The sequence below is a fragment of the Chitinophaga eiseniae genome (assembly GCF_012641265.1).
GTDB lineage: Bacteria > Bacteroidota > Bacteroidia > Chitinophagales > Chitinophagaceae > Chitinophaga > Chitinophaga eiseniae_A.
This window is the reverse complement of sequence record NZ_JABAHZ010000001.1, coordinates 1,905,798-1,926,756: the sequence shown is the minus strand read 5'-3', so window position 1 is coordinate 1,926,756 and position 20,959 is coordinate 1,905,798. Positions and strand designations below refer to the sequence as shown.

General features: G+C 49.5%; 4 protein-coding genes. 3 read left to right on the top strand and 1 reads right to left on the bottom strand.

Going from position 1 to position 20,959, the window contains the following annotated elements:
- Positions 1-192 precede the first annotated feature (192 nt).
- The 3 genes from HGH91_RS07305 to HGH91_RS07295 are packed head-to-tail and all read left to right on the top strand — an operon-like array spanning position 193 to position 18,397.
- Complete coding sequence (locus HGH91_RS07305) at positions 193-15,792, top strand: gliding motility-associated C-terminal domain-containing protein (protein WP_168737763.1); 15,600 nt, start codon at positions 193-195, stop codon at positions 15,790-15,792.
- Between the two features lie 19 nt (positions 15,793-15,811).
- A complete protein-coding gene (locus HGH91_RS07300) occupies positions 15,812-16,807 on the top strand; it encodes a type IX secretion system membrane protein PorP/SprF (protein WP_168737762.1) in 996 nt (331 codons plus the stop codon).
- 54 nt (positions 16,808-16,861) lie between these two features.
- Positions 16,862-18,397, top strand: a complete 1,536-nt coding sequence (locus tag HGH91_RS07295) for a tetratricopeptide repeat protein (protein WP_168737761.1) — start codon at positions 16,862-16,864, stop codon at positions 18,395-18,397.
- Positions 18,398-18,425: 28 nt separating this feature from the next.
- On the opposite strand, the gene HGH91_RS07290 is transcribed toward HGH91_RS07295, so the two are convergent.
- A complete protein-coding gene (locus HGH91_RS07290) occupies positions 18,426-20,813 on the bottom strand; it encodes a GH92 family glycosyl hydrolase (RefSeq protein ID WP_168737760.1) in 2,388 nt (795 codons plus the stop codon).
- Positions 20,814-20,959: the final 146 nt, after the last annotated feature.

Sequence of the window (20,959 nt, the reverse complement as noted above, 5' to 3'; positions counted from 1 at the left end):
ATGTGTGAATTGACCATATTAAATTATGGTGTACATAATTTAATGAATTTATTAACCAGTCGTTAACAAGATAGCCTGCCATAAACGATTTTACCCCTAGAAAAGGAAGAATAGCCCCCTGTCGGATCTTTGTTAATTCAATTGCCGGAAATACTTTTGTTTGATATTGTCATGTGTATTAAATACTTGTGCATGGGTATCCCATTCCTTTCTATAACTCCAACGGACAAACGTAATCACTTCAGGAATTGCCGAACACCCTTACTGATTGCCTTTCTCTGCCTGGTATTTCTCGTGCGGGTACATGCACAGTTTACTATTACGGAGAATTTTAAAAACAATACAGCTGGTAATGTAACGCTGGGTGGTACTGCGAAACTTACTTCCGGTACAATTGATCCTGCTGGCAATGGATGGTTGCGGCTTACGGAGGATCAACCCGGTCAGGTGGGATATGCATATGTAAATCAGTCGTTCCCATCAACACTTGGAGTAGTGGCTGACTTTGAATATCTCTCCTGGCGATCAGTCAACAACGCAGGTGCAGATGGGTTTTCTATGTTTCTTTTTAGTGACACGGTTACTGCATTTCGCATTGGCGCCCCGGGAGGTAGCCTTGGATATGCAAATAGTAATGGTACGCCGGGGCTCAATGGTGGTTATGTGGGAATTGGCGTAGATGAATATGGCAACTATGGAAACTGCGGATTTGGGAAGTCAGGAGGCCAGACTACCAATTGTGGCACCTTGTTCAAAGACTATATTTCCGCTCGCGGACAGGCTCCCACCTATACATATCTCAGTGGCGCCTACGCAGGAACATCACTGGATTATGATGTAGTAACCGCCTCCCGTCCGACACAGACGCAGTATTACAGGAGAATCCAGATGACAATCCTGCCGAATGGTCTCGGACAGTATACTTTGACGGTAAAATGGAAAACTTCCCCTACCGGAAATTTTTCCACCTTATTCGGTCCTTATACAATGCCAACACCTCCTCCGGCCCGGCTTAAACTGGGCTTTGCTGCGTCTACCGGCGGATCTTATAATAAGCATGAAATTCGTAATCTTATTATCACCACCCCGGGTAATATCCGGGTGCAGAAACAGGTAGACAAAAGTATCTCCATACCAGGAGATACACTGACTTACCAGGTTACCACATACAATGAAACTGCCTCGGCATTAAGCAACCTGCCAATAATAGATAATTTTAATCCTGCCAATGGCTTCAATGTTACCAGCGTTGCGTTCTCCAATGGCGGATTCAGCGGTAATACCGCCAGTGGTTATACGAATTCCAGTTTTTCTAATGTAACGGCCAATATGGTGGCTAATAGCAGTATCACCTTTACCGTTAAGGGAACTGTTCAGGGAAAGCCACCTGGATTAGGTAACCTAATCAATACGGTGTATGTAGACCCTGCCGCTACCGGCATCTCTGATAACGACCCTTCCAACGATACCTCCCGGGCTACCACACAGATTATCATACCGGACCTGGCCATCACCAAAACACATAACGGTAATATCCGCAAGGGTGCTAGTGGCAATTATGTATTAACCGTTACCAATGTGGGGGCTGATGTAAAAATGGGCCCAAGTACCGTAACAGTCAGGGATGTAGTGCCTGCGGGACTCGTTGCCGGTACGCCTACCGGTACCGGGTGGGACTTTACCGGTACTTCCGGAAACTCTATTGTAGCTACCAGGACAACCAGCCTGGCGGGAGGAGCGTCGTATCCTGTCATCACCATACCCGTGACAGTACAGTCGACCGCGCCGGATCGCATTATCAATACGACTACGGTGGCAAATGAATATGAGACCATTCTTAGTAATAATACTGCTAGCGACACAGTAGATACTCGTCGTAAGATTGACTGGGAACTGGTTTCACTGGTTGTACCTCCATCCAGGCAAGCCTGTGCGAATACCCCATTTCAGGTACAGGTAAATGTGCGGAATAACGGTCCGGACATGGCTGTGAATGGACGCTTCAATTTCAACTTGCAAAATGCCGCCAATACGATATCACTGGTAAGCAGAACCATTACTTCAGGCACCGGTAGCTTCGGCGCCGGCAGCAGCACTTCCGCAAATGGATACGTGGATTCTGTAAATCTTTCCAGTGGAGGTACTGCGAGATACCTATTTTCTATAAATGCTTCGCCTGCAGTTGCCGCTAGTCTAACAGCATCGCTCCTGCGCGCTGCTACGGACCTGGATACGGATGCATCCGATACAGCAGTGGCTTTTCCTTCTGATCCACAGCACGAGTGTGATGGGGCACCTTCCGGCGCATCGTGTAACAATATCAAGTCTGATACTATTGTTATAACTGATCCCCCAACACCTTCCAATGCAGGCAATGACCAACGATGGTGTAATCTTGCATCTGTTACGCTGAACGGTAATGCGCCGTCTTCAGGAACCGGCTACTGGACACAGTTTGATGGCCCCAATACCGCTACTGTTACCAATGCTGCACAAGCTAACAGCACAGCTACCGGCCTGTTGCCGGGTACCTATCATTTTGTATGGACAATCAGCAACGGCGCCTGCTCCAATTCATCAGACACGATGGCAGTAGTGATTGACGCTCCACCAACTACGGCAAATGCCGGCCGCGATCAGCAGCTTTGCAATGCGACTTCCGCTACAATGGCTGCTAATACAGCTGTTTCCGGCGCCGGCAGCTGGAGCCAGGTAAGCGGTCCAAATAACGCTGTCTTCGCAGATGCAACGAATGCTGGTACCAGTATCAGCGGACTGGTCCCTGGTACTTATACTTTCGTATGGTCTATAGGTAACGGCGTTTGCCCGTCGTCAACGGATACAATGCTGATCATCAATTCTCCTGCACCTTCATCAGCTAATGCAGGCCCAGACCAGGTACTGTGTAATGTTACAGTTACTACGATGACTGGTAATGCGCCAACGGCTGGTACCGGGAACTGGACCACTATTGCTGGCCCGGCCGGAGCCACTTTTACTGATCCTGCCTCCCCAAGTACCAATGTAACAGGATTGCAGGCTGGCGTTTATCATTTTGGATGGACTATCTCCAGCGGTAATTGCGCCGCATCATCTGATACCGTGCAGGTAACAGTTAATGCACTACCCACAGTTGCCAATGCAGGCCCCGACCAGTTGCAAAATAACAGTGGCCTATTTACGATGAACGCCAATGCACCTTTGAGCGGCACGGGCGCCTGGGTGGTTAAGAGCGGCAACGCCAGTATTACCGATGTTACCAACCCTAATACTACAACCACCCTGCAGCCCAACACTAGTGCTGTTTTAACATGGACTATCTCCAGTGGTAACTGTCCGGCTTCCGTGGATACCGTGATGCTGAACTATGTGCGCCTGGCAGACCTGAAAGTAACGAAATCGGACGCAGGTAATACCTATCGCACTGGTACCGGACTTACCTATACCATCACTATTGAAAATCTTGGTCCGTCAGATGTTTTCGGGGCGACAGTTCAGGATGTATTACCGCCGCAGTTGGCCAACCCGACATGGACTTCTGTTGTAACCGGTGCAGGAGTGGGTATAGACCCGGCATCTGGCAATGGTAACGCCATCAACGCCAGTTTTGATATGCCTGCGGCAGCGGGCAACAAAATCGTGCTTACCGTGACTGGCGCCGTGGCTGATACTGCCGTTGGTGGAAGTGTTATCCGGAATGAAGTGGAGGTGAGTGCGCCGTCCGACGTACCGGATCCCAACCTAAATAATAACATCTCCAGTGTAACCGGTATTGTTCCAAACAATCCGCCGGTTGCCGCAGATGATCAATATATAACAAAGAGGGATGTGCCGGTAAGTGGTAATGTGCTGGCCAATGACCATGATCCCGAAAACCAGCCATTAACGGTATCAGCTACACTACCAGTATCGCCGGCGAATGGCAGCGTGGTACAGCATGCTGATGGCACTTTCACTTATACGCCCAATCCCGGATTTGTTGGTACTGATACTTACTCGTATAACGTTTGTGATAACCAGGGCAGCTGTACAGCCGCAACTGTAACCATCACCGTTCAGCCGGGAGAAGCCGATCTTTCTGTTACTAAAGTGGCGAACCCTGTAAATGCCGTTGCTGGACAAAACCTTGCCTATACAATTACCGTCACAAATAATGGACCTTCTACGATACAGGCAGGAGAAACATTCATTGTTGGTGACAACCTGCCGCAGGGCTTCACTGCGCAAAGTTATTCAGTGTCGGCGGGCACCTATACATCTGGCTCGGGCCAATGGACTGGTGCAACCCTTGTTCCCGGACAGCAGGCAACTTTGACCATTGCAGGTCAGGTTGCCCCAGGATTTACTGGCGGAAGTCTTGCCAATACGGTTACAGTAAATCCACCGTCGGGTGTTACGGATACTGCTCCCAATAACAATACAAGTACCATTGTTACGCCGGTAAGCCGCGCAGTGGAGGTAGTGGTGACTAAAACGGATAATTCGTCTTCCTATACGCCTGGTACGCCGGTTGCTTATGCAATCACGTATGTAAACCACGGACCATCTGATGTACAGGGCCTGCGTGTTACAGATGTTTTGCCTGCGGGTATTACGTCCGCTACCTGGACATATACAGCTGCTTCCGGTGGGCAAAGCGGAGACGGGACAGGCGCAATTGATACTACTATTGATCTGCCCGCAGGACCAGGCGTCACCTTTCTGCTGACGATGAATGTACCTTCCAGCTTTACCGGCCAACTGGTAAACACGGCTATCGCCACCGTACCTTCCGGCTATACGAATATTAACCCCGGTGCCAACGCTGCTACCGATACTGATACACTCGAATTAAGTATTGATCCGCATATTGAGAAAGACGGCCCAGCAAGCGTAATTGCCGGTGATTCTATCATATATCACCTGAAGGTCTATAATAATGGTCCATCCGATATGGCAGGCGCAATTATAGGTGATGTGCTGCCTTCGGTTATCCAAAATCCTACATGGACAATAACAACTGCCGGCAACGCATCTGCGGGCGTGCCCGGTGGATCCGGTAATATAAATTTCAGCGCCAATCTGCCGGCAGGCAGCGGCAATGTAGTGAATGTTACTATTAAAGGTGCTGTTGATAAAGCCGCTGGTGGACAGTTTAACAACACTGCGACTGTTACGCCATCGGGGCAACAGGCCGTATCTTCCAATAATGTTAATACGGTTGTTCAGAATAAAACTGGTATCACCGTTGTAAAGGAGAGCACGCCTGCCGGAAACGTGACTGCCGGAAATACTATTCAATACAAGATACACGTTACCAATGCCGGCCCATCTGATGCCACTGGTGTAACGATCACCGACCAGGTACCTGCGTCTGTGCTTAATCCAACGTGGACAGTAAGCGCAACTGGCGCAGCGGTCATATCAGGCGTAACTTCCGGCAGTGGTAGTGATATCTCCACTACTGCAGATATTCCTGCCGGCGCAGCAAACGAAATCGTGGTTACGGTGAATGGAACCATAGCGCCGGCTGCCACAGGCACTATTGTGAATACAGCTACGGCTACACCTTCCGGTGGTTCGGCGGTAAGCGCGAACAACAGTGTACAGGTAACAGACCAGCCAGGACTACAGGTATTGAAAACAGGCCCGGCTTCTGCCGACGCAGGAACCAATATAAGCTATACTGTGACAGTTACCAATAGTGGCCCTTCCGATGTGCCAAACGTTTCCATCACCGATATTGTTCCGTCGGCAATAATTAATGCCAACTGGACTGCCACTACTTCAGGTAGTGCCACTATTGCTAACGGTGCCAGTGGCATTGGGAATAACGTACAGTTGGCTGCCAGTATCCCCGCTGGAACGGGCAATAGTATTGTTGTAACAGTAACGGGCACACTGAAAGCAGATGCTTCAGGCATTATTACAAATAGTGCTTCTGCGCAGGCAGGCGCTCATGCGCCGGTAACGTCCAACAGCGTAACTACTACAGTCAATAATAACCCGAGAATGGTAGTCGATAAATCGGGGCCTGCTACTGCATCAGCAGGTTCCCGAATCGACTATTTGATAAATGTGAGCAATGACGGGCCATCCGATGCCTTCAATGCACAGCTGGTGGATACCGTGCCGGGCATGTTGCACGATACATCAGTAACCGTTACCACCTATGGCAACGCTACTGTAACCTCGGCCATCATCACAAACGGTATATTAAAAGTAACCGGCAATTTCCCTGCGGGATCAAATAACCATGCCGTGATATTACTCAGCGGCACTATCGATCCTGCCTTCAAGGGAATGATTACCAACCAGGCATTTGTCGATACCGGTAATCATCCGCAGGTAGCCTCAGCGCAGGTGCTGACAACAGTTACCAGTGATCCGAAACTGGTACTCACAAAGAGCGGCCCCAATACAATTGCAGCAGGGCAGCAGATCTCTTATCAACTTGTACTCACCAATATTGGTTTATCTGATGCCTCCAACATCACCATACAGGATAATGTAAGCAACCAGTTGAACAATGTTAACTGGACAGCGTCTGCCGGAGGGCAGGCTAATATAATGCAGGGCGGCGCAGGAACAGGCAATGCTGTGTTCATAACAGGTAATGTTCCGGCAGGATCAGGCAATAGCATTACCGTAACTATCACAGGTATAGTTGCGCCGGGAGCCAGTGGCATGCTGCGTAATTTTGGCACAGTTTCCGGACCCGATGCACCACAATTGAACTCCGATACTGTTAATACGGTGGTGAACAACCAGCCTGGATTACAGATCACGAAGGGCGGCCCTGTACAATCTGTTGCAGGAGCCAGGATACAATATACGCTGGATATTACCAACGTTGGTCCTTCCGATGCGCAGGCTGTAAATATCAGCGACCAGTTACCCACCGCGCTGCGCGATATCAACTGGACAGCCACCGCCTCAGGAGGCGCTGTTATCTCTGGTGGCGCAACCGGTACATCCAGTAACCTGGCTATTATAGCTGATATTCCGGCTGGTAATGGACGGATAACCGTTACGATTGATGCAAGGGTGAATCCGGCTGCTTCAGGAACCATTAACAATACAGCTACAGCAACCACGGGTGCAGGCATGCCAGTATCATCATCTGTACAAACACTTATAACGAGTGAACCAGTATTGTCTATCAGCAAATCAGGGCCGCCAACTGCGCATGCGGGAGAACAGGTTATCTATACGGTGGTAGCTGCCAACACCGGTGTTTCAGACGCTAACAATGTGACCATACAGGATATAGTGCCGGCACAGCTAACAAGCGTAAGCTGGAATGCTGTTACGGGAAATAACGCTACGATTACCAGTGGTGCTACCGGAAGTAGTAACAATGTGTTGGTGAACGGCAATCTGCCGGCAGGTGTGGGCAATCATATTAGCATTACTGTTACCGGTACCATTCCTCCGGGATTCACCGGCACGTTGAATAACGTGGCATCAGGCTTTATGCCGGCAAAAGATACGGTGAAGAGCGATACCATTGTTACTAATGTGACCACGCAATCCATACTGCAGGTGGTTAAAGGTGGATTTGACAGTACTGCTGCCGGCGGCCCGGCTCATTACGAAATCACTATTACCAATAATGGACCATCTGATGCCGTAGGCGTTAGTATTGCGGATGTAGTGGATTCACACATCAATAATGTGACCTGGCATGCAACAGCAATAGGAAACGCACAGGTAGCAAATGGCTCCGGTAGTGGCAATAGTATCAGTATGACGGCAAATATACCGGCAGGCAGTGGCAACAGTGTGATATTGCAGATTGATGGTACGGTTGATCCGGCCTATACCGGAGATATTAAAAACGTTGCTACGGCCACCGCTCCGGGACAATCATCGGTAACTTCCGATACTTTTGTTACCCATGTAACGAACATACCATCCGTGAAAATGACGAAATCAGGTCCTGCCGAAGTAGCCGCCGGGGATCAGATTTCCTGGACACTCACGGTGAGCAATAATGGTCCGTCAAATGCACCGGGTATTACCATCAAAGACACTGTACCGGCAGGTGTGAGTAATATAAGCTGGACTACTGTCGCCAATGGCGCCTCGCAAGTAACAACTGGCGGCAGCGGCACTGGCAATATTGTAAATGTCGGTGCAGATGTAATACCGGGTGTTGGTAATACTGTGACAATAACTGTTACTGGTACCCTGGACGCTGGTTATACCGGCGCACGATTGTTTAACAGGGCAGTGGTGGAGGTACCCGGGCGACCAACCATAACAGATACCATCAGCACCCGGGTGATTCAAAAGCCCGGCATCCAGATTGTAAAAACAGGGCCCGGTACTATAAGTGCCGGCGAACCGGTCACATATACTATTACTGTCACCAACAGTGGTCCGTCGGATGCAGTGAATGTGGCGATTGCAGATACGTTGGCAACCGCATTACAGCATGTTCAATGGACCGTTGCAACTACCGGTGCCGGCACCACAGCCGGCACCACCGGTGGTAACTCGCAAAATATTAATATCAGTGGCAATATCCCAGCTGGCAACGGTAACAAGATCGTTATCACTGTGAACGCAATGCTGGATGCCGATTATACTGGCGCCAGTCTGGATAATAAGGCTATCGCAACTCCTCCCGGATGGCCGGCAGTATCGTCAGTAGTAACAACAACGGTTACACGTAATGTGGATCTTCATATAGTAAAAAGTGGACCGGCCAATGCAGTTGCTGGTGACGCGGTCACTTATACAATTACAGTTACTAATGAAGGCCCGGCAAATGCTAAAGCTATACAGATCACCGATATCCTGCCATCAGCAATCGTAAATGCTCAGTGGACAGCTACAGGTAATAATGCAACTGTTTCTTCCGGATCAGGTACAGGTAGTGTGAATATCACTGCCGATATTCCGGCTACGGGCAATGCATCTGTGGTGATTGTGATTAACGGAAAGATTGATGGCGCTGCCGCAGCAGGTTTGATTTCCAATACAGCCTCGGCTACCCCTGCTTCCGGAGAAACCGACATCTCACCGGCAACATCAACAGTAAATACCAATATTACCCGCTCGGCAGACCTGTCCATTGTGAAGAGCGGTCCAACCAGCCGCGTAGCCGGGCAGGCTATCACCTGGCAATTGGATGTCACCAATAATGGTATTTCCGATGTTAAAGGCGCGTTGATCCGTGATGCTATACCAACCAATGTCACTATTAATAGCGTAAACGTTGCTTCACAGGGGGTAGCGGTGGCCGGTACTCCTGTAATCTCCGGTAATAACATTGCGGTGAGCGCTGATATAGCAGCAGGTAGCGGCAACAGTGTGACCGTATTAGTCGCCGGCACCATTGCCAGCGCTGCTACAGGAACATTGTCAAATACGGCCACAGTATCAACGCCTGCAGATGTTACAGAGTCAATTCCAGCTAACAATAGCAGTACCGTTAATACTACGATCATTACAGATGTAGGCCTGCATTTATCCAAATCCGGTCCTGCCACAGTGAACGTTGGCGATACAATTCATTATACATTGCTTTTGTCAAATAATGGTTCATCAGATGCAACCAATATAGCCATCGCCGATAATGTGCCTGCTGATATTACGAATGTTACCTGGACCGCTGCGACGACAGGGAACGCCTCTACATCAGCCTCCAGTAGTAGCGGGAATACAATCAGCCTTACTGGTACATTGGGGGGAAATTTGTCAGGAGAGATACAGATTGATATAAGAGGAGTGGTAAATCAGCATGCGGGGAATACAGTCGTAAACACGGCAACAGCTACTTTCAATGGCATTAAGACCGCTACAGTCACAACTTCAGTAAATAAATCTGCTAACCTTCGTCTCACTAAAACAGGGCCTGCCACGCTTGCTGCTGGTCAGCCTATCACCTATGTAGTGAAAGTCACCAATGCCGGCCCGGCGGATGTAACCAATGTTACTATCAGTGATATGGTACCATCCGGCATCGATAACATAACCTGGACAGCTTCCGCAAGCGGTGGCGCCAGTGTAACACCAGGCAGCGGCACAAACAGTAACATATCCTTGCAGGCAACCATGCCAGCCAGTACAGATACTATCACACTGATCGTACATGGCATTGTGACGGCTGGATTCACCGGAAATCTTGTGAATACCGCTACTGCAACGCCACCTTCCGGTGTAACTAACCCGGTACCGGCAACGGCTACTGTTACCACAATTGTAACATCAGAACCCGGTCTGGTGATTGTGAAATCTGGCCCTGCAGAAGTGCTGTCAGGTAACGCTGTCACCTATCATATTAATGTCCGCAACAACGGACCATCTGATGCGCCAAATGTTTACATAAAAGATACGGTGCCCGCACAGCTTACCAATGTAAGCTGGACGGTTACAGGCAACGGAACACCCATATCCGGCACTGGCAATATCATTAATGTAACCGCTAACCTGCGGGCAGACAGTGCCATCTCCGTATTCGTTACCGGGGTTACCAACCCTGCGTTCAGTGGAGCTATTTCCAATCGTGCGGTGACAGGCGATGGCATAACTGAAGTATCGAGTAATACGATCAATACCAATGTAATTAATCAGCCGGCCTTGCAGGTGAGTAAATCGGGTCCGGCACAAATAGCAGCAGGTCAACCGATCTCCTATGTGATCAGCATTGCAAACGCTGGTCCGTCCACAGCAAATGGCGCAACCATAACGGATGTAATACCAACGGGTATTAGCCATGTAACCTGGACAGCCAAAGCCGATGGTGCGGCGGCTATCAATGGAGGAGATATTACCAATGGCGATGGTAATGTATCATTTACTGCCAATATCCCGGCAGGTGGCGGTAATAGCATCCTGGTTACGGTGAAAGGACTGGTAGACCCGGATGCCAGCGGCTCCCTTACGAATGTGGTTAGTGTAACACCGAATGGTGGTGCGCCTGTAACGGCAACGGCTGTATCAAATATAGTGAATCAACCAGGTATACGTATCCAGAAATCCGGTACAGATTCCGCCGTTGCCGGCAACATGATCACCTACACAGTGAATGTATATAATGATGGTCCTTCCAATGCTTCCAGTGTAAGCATTGCGGATGCAATCCCTGCGCAACTGCAGCAGGCAGTTTGGTCCGCCACAGCAATCGGTGGAGCAACGATCAATGGTGGTAACGTCAGCAATCAGACCGGCAACGTTTCGTTGACGGCAAATATCCCGGCAGGCGCTGCCAATTTGATTCAGATACAGATCTATGGTACTATCAGCCCAGCCTTTAGCGGAAGTATCTCCAATACAGCCACTGGGATGGTCAACGGACAAGCTATTAGTTCCAATACTGTTACCACAAAAGTAACAAACAAACCAGGTGTACAGTTACTGAAATCTGGTCCAGGCATTGCTCTTGCCGGAGGCGATATAACCTATACATTGGTACTTAGCAATGTTGGCCCGTCAAATGCGGCAAACATTGCAGTGAACGACATATTACCAGTTCAGATACAGCACCCGGTGTGGTCAGCCACAGCAGCAGGTGCCGCCAGCATTAGCGGAGGCGACATCAGTAACCATAACGGCAATGTTGTCTTTACTGCCGATGTGCCGGCTGGCGTCAATAATAAGGTGCTGGTAACTATTACAGGACATATTCCATCATCCCTGAGTGGTACGCTTACCAACGTAGCCGGCTATACGATTGGTGGCAGCAGCGGCGGCACTACCCCGCCAGTGAACACGGTTGTGAAAGTAAATCCTGGACTTAGCCTACGGAAGTCAGGCCCGGATACTGTGATAGCTGGCAGCCACATTGTCTATACTTTACTGGCAGCTAACAACGGTCCTGCTGATGCCGCCAATATGAACATCTTCGACGTTATACCGGCCTCCATAGCCAATGTCAGCTGGACTACCGTCGCTACCGGCGCCACTATCAATAGTGGCAGTAGCGGTTCGGGTAATAATTTAAATGTAACAGGCAGTATTACTGCGGGTGGCAGCATTACGGTAACCATTAATGGCACTATTGCGCCGGATGCTACCGGCAACGTAATGAACAATGCATCATTATCTTATAACGGGACAGTCGTTACCCGCGATTCTGTGAACACCCGGATCATTAACACACCTGGCGTGTCTGTCAGTAAATCTGGCCCGCCACAGGTAAATGCCGGCAATACTGTTTCCTATGAAATTGATGTGACGAATGAAGGCCCTTCCGATTTACAGAATGCAACAATAAGAGATCTCGTACCTGCCATGATCCGCAATGTAACCTGGAACATCACTGCTCACGGTAGTGCCACATTGGCTGCAGGCACGCCGATAAGTGGTTCAGGTAATGCCATATCTTTCCTGGGCAATATACCTGCCGGCAGCAACAACCACATAGTGGTAGCTGTTACCGGAATGGCAGATCCTGATTCAACCGGGACAATCACCAATACGGCGAAGGTAAAGGATGTTAACGGCAATGAGTATACAGGAAGTGTAGCTACGCAGGTTACGAAAGCATGGCAACTGTCCATTGGGAAAACCGGTCCTGCAGCCGTCAATGCAGGAGAGCATATAAGTTATATAGTAACAGCTACAAACCTTGGGCCATCGAACGCGAAGGGTATTACAGTTACAGACATGGTGCCATCCACTGTCACCAATGTTACCTGGACAGCAGTTGCCAATGGCTATGCAACCGTAACAAGTGCAACAACAGGTGCTGGCAATAATATCCTGGTAACAGGAGATATAGCGGCAGGAGCCGGTAATAACATATACTTGATTATTAACGGGGAGATACCAGCCAATACACCAGCAGGTACTATCAGTAACGTGGCTACATTGGAACGGCCGGATGGCACTACGATTCACTCAACACCAGTATCCACTGTGATTACCCGCAGTGTGAAGCTCAGCATCGTGAAACAGGCCGCCGCCACTGCGTATGCCGGCGATAGCCTGAAATACACGATTACAGTAAATAATGCAGGTCCTTCAGATACGTCCAATGTAGCGATCGGTGATATAGTGCCTGCTGCACTCACCGGAGTAAGCTGGAATGCTACCGCCGCCGGCGCAGCACAGATAGTAGGCGCATCCGTTGGCACAGGCAATAACGTGAGCCTGCATGCCAACCTGCCCGCCGGCGTAGCCAACACGGTAACGCTGACCATCAGCGGCCGGATTGATCCGGACTTTGCGGGCGCCATCACCAACCAGGCAACAGCCGGTAACACTGCTTCCAATATCACCACTACTAACGTCACAGCGGCATATGATCTTAAGCTCACGAAGACCGGCCCTGCTGTGGTAACTGCGGGAGATACGGTTAGTTATGTACTTACGGTAACCAATGGAGGGCCGTCCAATGCTAAAGGAGTGAGGATCACAGATGCCGTGCCGGCAACACTGACCGGCGTAACCTGGACTACCCGTACAAATGGCATAGCCACCGCTGGCAGCGGGGCCAGTGGCAGTGGAAACAATGTGGCAGTAACAGGCGATATCAACGCCGGCAGCGGCAACAGCATACAGGTACTGATCAGGGGAATAGTGCCGGCCAACACGCCAGCCGGTACTATCACCAACATAGGAGCACTCACTAGCCCGGATAATACAACGATTAATTCCACACCAGTGCTCACGGCAATTACCCGCAGTGCAAAGATCAGCATCGTGAAACAGACCGCCGCCACTGCACATGCCGGTGATAGCCTGAAATACACTATTACAGTCAATAATGCGGGTCCTTCAGATACTTCCAATGTGGCGATCGGTGATGTGGTGCCAGCCGCACTCACCGGTGTAAGCTGGAATGCCGCTGCTGCCGGCGCCGCGCAGATTGTAGGCGCTTCCGGTGGCACAGGCAATAACGTAGGCCTGCATGCCAACCTGCCCGCCGGCACAGCCAATACGGTAACGCTGACCATCAGTGGCCGGATTGATCCTGACTTTGCAGGCGCTATCACTAACCAGGCAACGGCTGGTAATATTGCTTCCAATATCACTACTACCAATGTCACATCGACATATGACCTTCAGCTCACGAAGACTGGCCCGTCTGTGGTCAACGCGGGAGATACGGTTAGTTATGTACTTACCGTCACCAATGGTGGTCCGTCCAATGCTAAAGGAGTGAGGATCACAGATGCGGTACCGGCAACATTGACGAGCGTAACCTGGACTACCCGCACCAACGGCGCCGCCTCCGCCGGCAGCGGGATCAGTGGCAGTGGCAACAATGTGGCAGTAACGGGCGATATCAACGCCGGCATCGGCAACAGCATACAGGTATTGATCAGGGGAGTAGTGCCGGCCAACACGCCGGCGGGTACCCTCACCAACATAGGAGCACTCACTAGCCCCGATAATACAACGATTAATTCCACACCAGTGCTCACGGCAATTACCCGCAGTGCAAAGATCAGCATCGTGAAACAGGCGCCGGCTACAGCCAATGCAGGCAACAATATCAGATTTGTGCTTATTGTCACAAATACTGGCCCGTCAGACGCGGATAATATCAGTATCAGTGATATTGTGCCGGCTTCGGTTACCGCCGTGAATTGGACAACCCTCATGGCAGGAACAGCACAGGTAACGGCCAACGCTACCGGCAGCGGCAACAATGTAAATCTCCTTGGCACCATCCCTGCGGGCGCAGGCAATAGCATCACCGTGCAAATCGATGGTCGCATTGCTGCTGACTACAGCGGCACAATTTCTAATACTGCCAATGTGGTAAATGGACCGCAAACCATATCATCTAATACCACATCGACGTCTATAATCTTTGTCCCGACACCGGTTGCGAATCTTTCTATAACGAAGTCGGGCCCTGCACAAATAGGATCGGGTGAGCACATTTCCTATACTATTATTGCTCAGAATAATGGTCCTGCGAGTGCCGACGGAGCAGTAATCACCGATATACTGCCGGCATCCCTGCAAAATGCGGGTGGTACCATAGTCGCTACCGGTGGTGCAACGGGTATCATCGGCATCAGTGGCAACGTAGCCCGTATAACGGCTGCAAACTTCCCGGCAGGAGCAACTATCCGAATTGTCATTAGCGGTAAGGTAAACGGTGATGGTACCCTCCGTAACTCGGCAAACATCACCCCACCGGCTGGTGTTACGGACCCGGATATGAGCAATAATACCAGCGCGCTGGTAGTAACAACTGTAGAAGGTGCCGATGTGGAAGTAGTAAAAACATTGCTCACGAATGAACCGCTGATGGTAGGTAGCAAGGCGGATTTCAGCATCGCCGTGAAAAATAATGGTCCCTCTGTTTCGAAGGGTATAACGGTAAGGGATACACTCCGCAGCAATATGGAACTGATTGGTAATATCAACAGCAGTGTAGGTACTATCAGCTACGACCCGGTTGGCAGGATACTGGTCTGGAACATCGATAGCCTCCGGTTAATGGAAGCAGCTACGCTGAGTCTCAGCGCCCGCATCGTCAATACCGGCACGGTGGTGAACCTTGCTGCGCTTACTGCGGAAACGCCTGATCCGAACAGTGGAAATAACATTTCTGTAACAACAGAGAAACCGGTTACCGGAACGGATATATTCATACCAAATGTTATTACCCCGAACGGCGACGGTAGGAATGAGAAGTTCCAGATCATTGGTATCTCCCGTTATCCAAATTCTTCCCTGTTCATCTATAACAGATGGGGTAATGAGGTCTACCAGTCGAAGAACTACCAGAACACCTGGGATGGGCAGGGTCTCAATGAAGGGACTTACTTCTACTTGTTGAGATTGAATACGCCGAACGGCGAAAGAGCATATAAGGGTTGGATAGAATTGCTGAGATAGAAAAGTTAAATGGTGAATTATGAAGAGAATAATCATAGTGATGGTGATATGTTGCTGTGGCTTGCTACAGTCTGCAGCACAACAAAATGTACAATTCAGTCAGTATGTTTTCAATATGCTGAGTGTAAACCCGGCCTACGCGGGTTATAAGGAAGACTGGTACTTGCAGGCGGCATACCGGCATCAGTGGGCGGGAATTCCTGGCGCGCCGCAAACGGGTATAGTTTCTATCGATGGATTAACAGGCGCCGGCGAACAGCGTGTAGGAGTAGGCGCACAACTTGGGATCGATAGGCTAGGCCCGCAGGAATCTCTGTCTGCCTATGGCTTTTATAATTACCGGATCCCGCTGGACGATGAAAATACCCGCCGGTTCTGTATCGGCCTGGGTGGCGGAATTACACAGTACAGCATTGATGGAACCGCGCTGAAGTATGTAGATGATGCAGACATGACTATTCCTGTGGGCAAAACCTCCACTATCATACCAGATGCGCGAATAGGAGTATACTATTATACACCGAAATTTTACGCAGGGCTGTCTGTAATGGATTTATTTTCACTATATACCGATAATACCCGTTACTACTGGGGTGGTCAGAATTATAAAACAATCCGCAAAACACAACACCTATACCTAACCACTGGCTATATGGTTGAACTTTCTGATCAATTGAAACTGAAGCCTTCATTGATGGTGAAAGAGGATTTCAAAGGTCCTACCAACCTGGATGTGACAACCTTTCTGCTGATCGCAGACAAACTCTGGCTGGGAGGTTCCTATCGTACCGGTGTAAAGCTCTGGAATAAACCTGCGTTGAATAGTGACCTCGATCCCCTGGATGCAGCCAGTGCGCTGGTGGAGTTTTACGCAACCCCGCAACTTCGTATCGGCTATGCATATGATATATCTATCAATAAACTTGCAAGCTATCAACAGGGATCACACGAGATTTCAATAGGTTTCCTGTTCAACAGCAAGAAATCCAGGATCACCAGCCCAAGGTACTTTTAACTTATTCGCCAGATGATGAAAAGCATAGTCCCATACATTTTCGTATATATATCAATGTTATCTTCCTTCCGGCTGTCGGCACAGGACCAGGAGCCGGTGGAAAGGAAAGCAGATGTATCCTTCCAACGCCAGGAATATGCCCGGGCGGCAGCGTTATATGAAAATCTTTTACATACCCATTACGGAAAAAGGCATGCTGCTATGCTACATCAAAGGCTGGCTACCAGTTACCGTGGCTTCAACCAATATGGAAAGGCTGCCTACTGGTATGAACAGGTGTTAAAGGACTCCTCCGCTGTACCGGCCGACAGGCTTAACTACGCCGACATGCTCAAAAGTCTCGGTAAATTTGCAGAGGCCAGGGAGCAATATCTGCAATACCCTGATCAACAACGTGTAGCCATGCGTATACATGGATGCGATTCCGCGGTACTGTGGCAGTCACTTCCTGTAAGGGCAACGATTGTTAATGTAAAAGGAATAAACAGTAGTAGTAACGATTGGGGGGCTGTGAAATATGGCAGGCAACTGGTTTTTGTGTCCGATAGTATGCGCGGCGATATGTGGTTTGTAAAAGGTAGCCGCCGGCGATACTACCGTACAAATACCGGATTCGGTAAAATATACACCGCAGAAGACCTGCCCTCTGGCACAGGTTATGTAAAAGATTTCTCTCCCCGTATCAACAACTTCCCATATCATACCGGGCCGTTATGTTTTTCAGCGAATGGCGATACCGCTTACGTAACTGTTACCGATCCGCAACGCAGGATATCTTTCAATAAAAAAGAAGCGCCGGTATATGGTGTACGTCATCATGACCTGGTGCTGTTTATCAAACAACGGGGGCAATGGCAGGGTCCAATCCCATTCCCATACAATAGTCAGGAGTATTCTACGGAGCATGCTGTGCTGAACAGTGCCGGGAATATCCTCTATTTTACGTCCGACAGGCCAGGCGGTATTGGCGCAACAGATATCTGGTACTGTGAAAAGAATGTCGATAACAGCTGGGGCACGCCGCAGAACTGCGGTAGTAGCATAAATACCGCCGATGAGGAAGCATTTACTGTAACTGCCCCGGGCGATCGTTTGTTTTTTGCCAGCAAAGGATGGCCGGGCATGGGAGGCTATGATGTTTTTTGCACCGAAGGCAGCAAAAATCATTGGTCTGCTCCTATGAATATGCATTTGCCATTCAATAGCCCCGGTGATGATTTTTATTATTTTGAAGATGGAGATGGAAAAGGATTCTTTTCTTCTAACCGCGAAGGCGGCGCCGGGGGAGATGATATTTACAGTTTTTCGTTTCCCCCGGCTGCCCCGGTCATCCCGGTGCTGGCGCCGTTACTCCGTATACCCCTGCAGGTAGATATTTGTACAACCAGTTCGCTGTGTGTGTACCTCTTCAATAAAACCCGCGGCGTAGGCTGGTGTTATGTGATTTTACCGCCTTACGGCGAGATTGAAGCCAAGCTCGAACCTGATGCCAACTATGTGCTCCGTCTGCATTATGCCAACCGGGTAGATAGCGTGGAATTCAGCACAAAGGATGGCGTGGATTCGGTTTACAAGAAGATATGCAGGTAGGGGAAAGTAAGCGTGCTCCTAATAGGAATCAACTACCTGCTTTCGTTATACCCCAATTTTTGTTGGGCTCCGGACCTAGTTGAATTTCCATATTTCCCCCCTGCAATATTTGGTGAACAGGCAATTGGAAGCTGTTCAAGGTTTTGCCATTCAGCTTCACAGACTGGATGTAGATGTCTTTCTCCTGGTCCTGTCGAATAACCTTGATATTAAATGTCTTGTACTTTTTGAAGCCTTCACCATAGGGTAATTGCAGGCTGATATGATCAAAGAGTGGACTCGTTAGTTCCAGTTGTGGGTTTTCGCCAACGCAGCCCTGCACACTAAAAAGTCCAATGCCCATCAGTACGCCCAGAGCGCCCATTTGACCTTCGTCTTCGTCGCCGTTGTAGCCGCTTTTATAGTCTGTGCCGCCAAAAGTTAGTTCTTTGACTTTGCGTACCCAATATTGACTAAGCCATGGCGCGCCTGCATAATTAAACAGGTGGGCCATGTGGCAGCCTGGCTGGTTGCTATAATCTACATAACTGAATTGCCAGTCGCCGGGGCAAATGAAGCGGTATTTTTCAGTTTCTCTAAAACAGGTATCCAGCCTTTTAACAAAGGCTTCTTTGCCTCCCATTATATTGATGAGGCCGGGAAGGTTTTGTGGAACATAGAATGAAAAAGTTGCCGGGCTGGCTTCTATAAATCCACGGGGTTCTCCTTTTTTCTTTAAGTCGATGGGAGCGAAGGGAGTTACCCAGTTGCCGTTTTCGTGCCGGGGGCGTGCCCATCCAACAGCGCTGTCGAAAACATTGCGCCAGTTTTCGGAGCGAAGGGTGAAGAGCTTGGCATCTTCATTTTTTGCCAGCTGCCTGCCTAATTGAGCCAGGCACCAGTCCTGGTAAGCGTATTCGAGCGTCATGCCTGAGCCGCCACGGTGCATGCCGTCTCCGCGCTTTTCTATTTCCACCGGTACATAGCCCAATTTAACATACCAGTCGCAACCGCCGCCTGTACCAATCGAATCATAGCCGGCGTGATCGCGAACGCCGCCCGGAAATGCATTTTTCCTCGCGCCGGCATAGGCCGTTGAAAGATCGAATTGCGCTCTGCCGTTATTGGCGAGTGCTGCCAGTAGCGGTGTGCTGCAGTCTCCGGTCATCGTGAAATTTTCTTGTCCTCCCCATTGTCCCCGGCCCAATATGCCATTATTCTTATAGTACTCAACAAGTGTTTGGGCTACCTGGTTGCCATAATCCGGGTACATCAGCGTCCATAGAATATTCAGGTTCCATTGCGTGCCCCATAGGCAGTCCATATCTATGGCATTCCATTTCGGTTGGCCGTGGCCATTCAGCGGAATGTGACGAACAACCGGTGTAGCGCCGCCACGATCCATGTAGGAGCCGTCTACGTCGCTGTATATACGTCGCCCGATAGCCGTGTGCATCAGGTCAGTATAGTGTTTAATTTGCTGCGCCTTGGTGCCGCCGCTTACCTTGATGCGACCAAGGTAGTCGTTCCATTGTTGTTTGGCCCTTTGTGCTACAGCGTCAAAATCCCAGCCCGGGAGTTCTGCCTCGAGATTTTTGATGGCGCCTTCGATGCTGACATAAGAAATGGCAACTTTATAGCGTAGTTGTTCATTGGCTTTCAGGTGACGGAAAGTGACGTATGCACCAGCGTCTTTGCCCCGAATTTGTCCATCGATGGCCTCCACTAGTTGTGTACCTTGCCAGCCCGCGAAGTTGTCAAATGGCTTTTGAAATTCAGCAACAAAATATATGACGCAGGTTTGCTTCCGCCGTCCGGTGGGATTCAAAACAGCATAGCCACCAATGCGGGTGTCGCTTATTTTTTTTGCGAATGCTTCCGATACGCTAACATCTGCAAGCCTGGCACTCAGGGGAAAGAGAATATGTGCTTCGTCACAAGCAGGGAAAGTTTCCCGGTGCATGCCTACCCGGGTGGTGGCAGTCATTTCAGCGGTGATGCCACTTTCCTCCAGTTTAACCTTGTGATATCCGGGGCGGATGACTTCATTGCTGTGAGAAAACGCTGAACTATTCGCTTCAATTCCCAGGTTGCCTTTGCATTTACCTACTACCGGCATGCAGGCAATGCCGGGCGTTTGCACCATGTGGCTATGGACGAAGAAAAGAATACGTTTGTCTTCATAACGATAGCCTGAATTCCACAACCCGTTGCCCTGGTGTGTGTCGGGGTGCAGCGCTACCATACCGAAGGGCACAGATGCCGAGGCAAAGAAGTCGATACGTGGCTGCTTGGTATCAATGGTCGGATCTGCCAGGGCAGTGAGATCGGCATTGTTTTGTTTTGTATCAGCATTGGCTGATGCGTTAAGTACCTGTGCTGTTGTATCCTGGATACAGATAAAATAAAAACAAATGCCAAGGATTAATTTATGCATAGATGGTTGATGAAGTGCTATAAAATTAGAAAGATAAATATCTATAAAGGGCTATCCAAACGCATTGATATATTATTTATTAAACAGTTGAAAATTTGAGCGTCATAATAATATTTCTATGCTTTATTGACCATTATCGATGTTTT

Bases quoted from the DNA above. Each gene is read 5' to 3' on its own strand.
- HGH91_RS07305 (WP_168737763.1), top strand. From the start codon at position 193: ATGGGTATCCCATTCCTTTCTATAACTCCAACGGACAAACGTAATCAC.
- HGH91_RS07300 (WP_168737762.1), top strand. From the start codon at position 15,812: ATGAAGAGAATAATCATAGTGATGGTGATATGTTGCTGTGGCTTGCTA.
- HGH91_RS07295 (WP_168737761.1), top strand. From the start codon at position 16,862: ATGTTATCTTCCTTCCGGCTGTCGGCACAGGACCAGGAGCCGGTGGAA.
- HGH91_RS07290 (WP_168737760.1), bottom strand. From the start codon at position 20,813: ATGCATAAATTAATCCTTGGCATTTGTTTTTATTTTATCTGTATCCAG.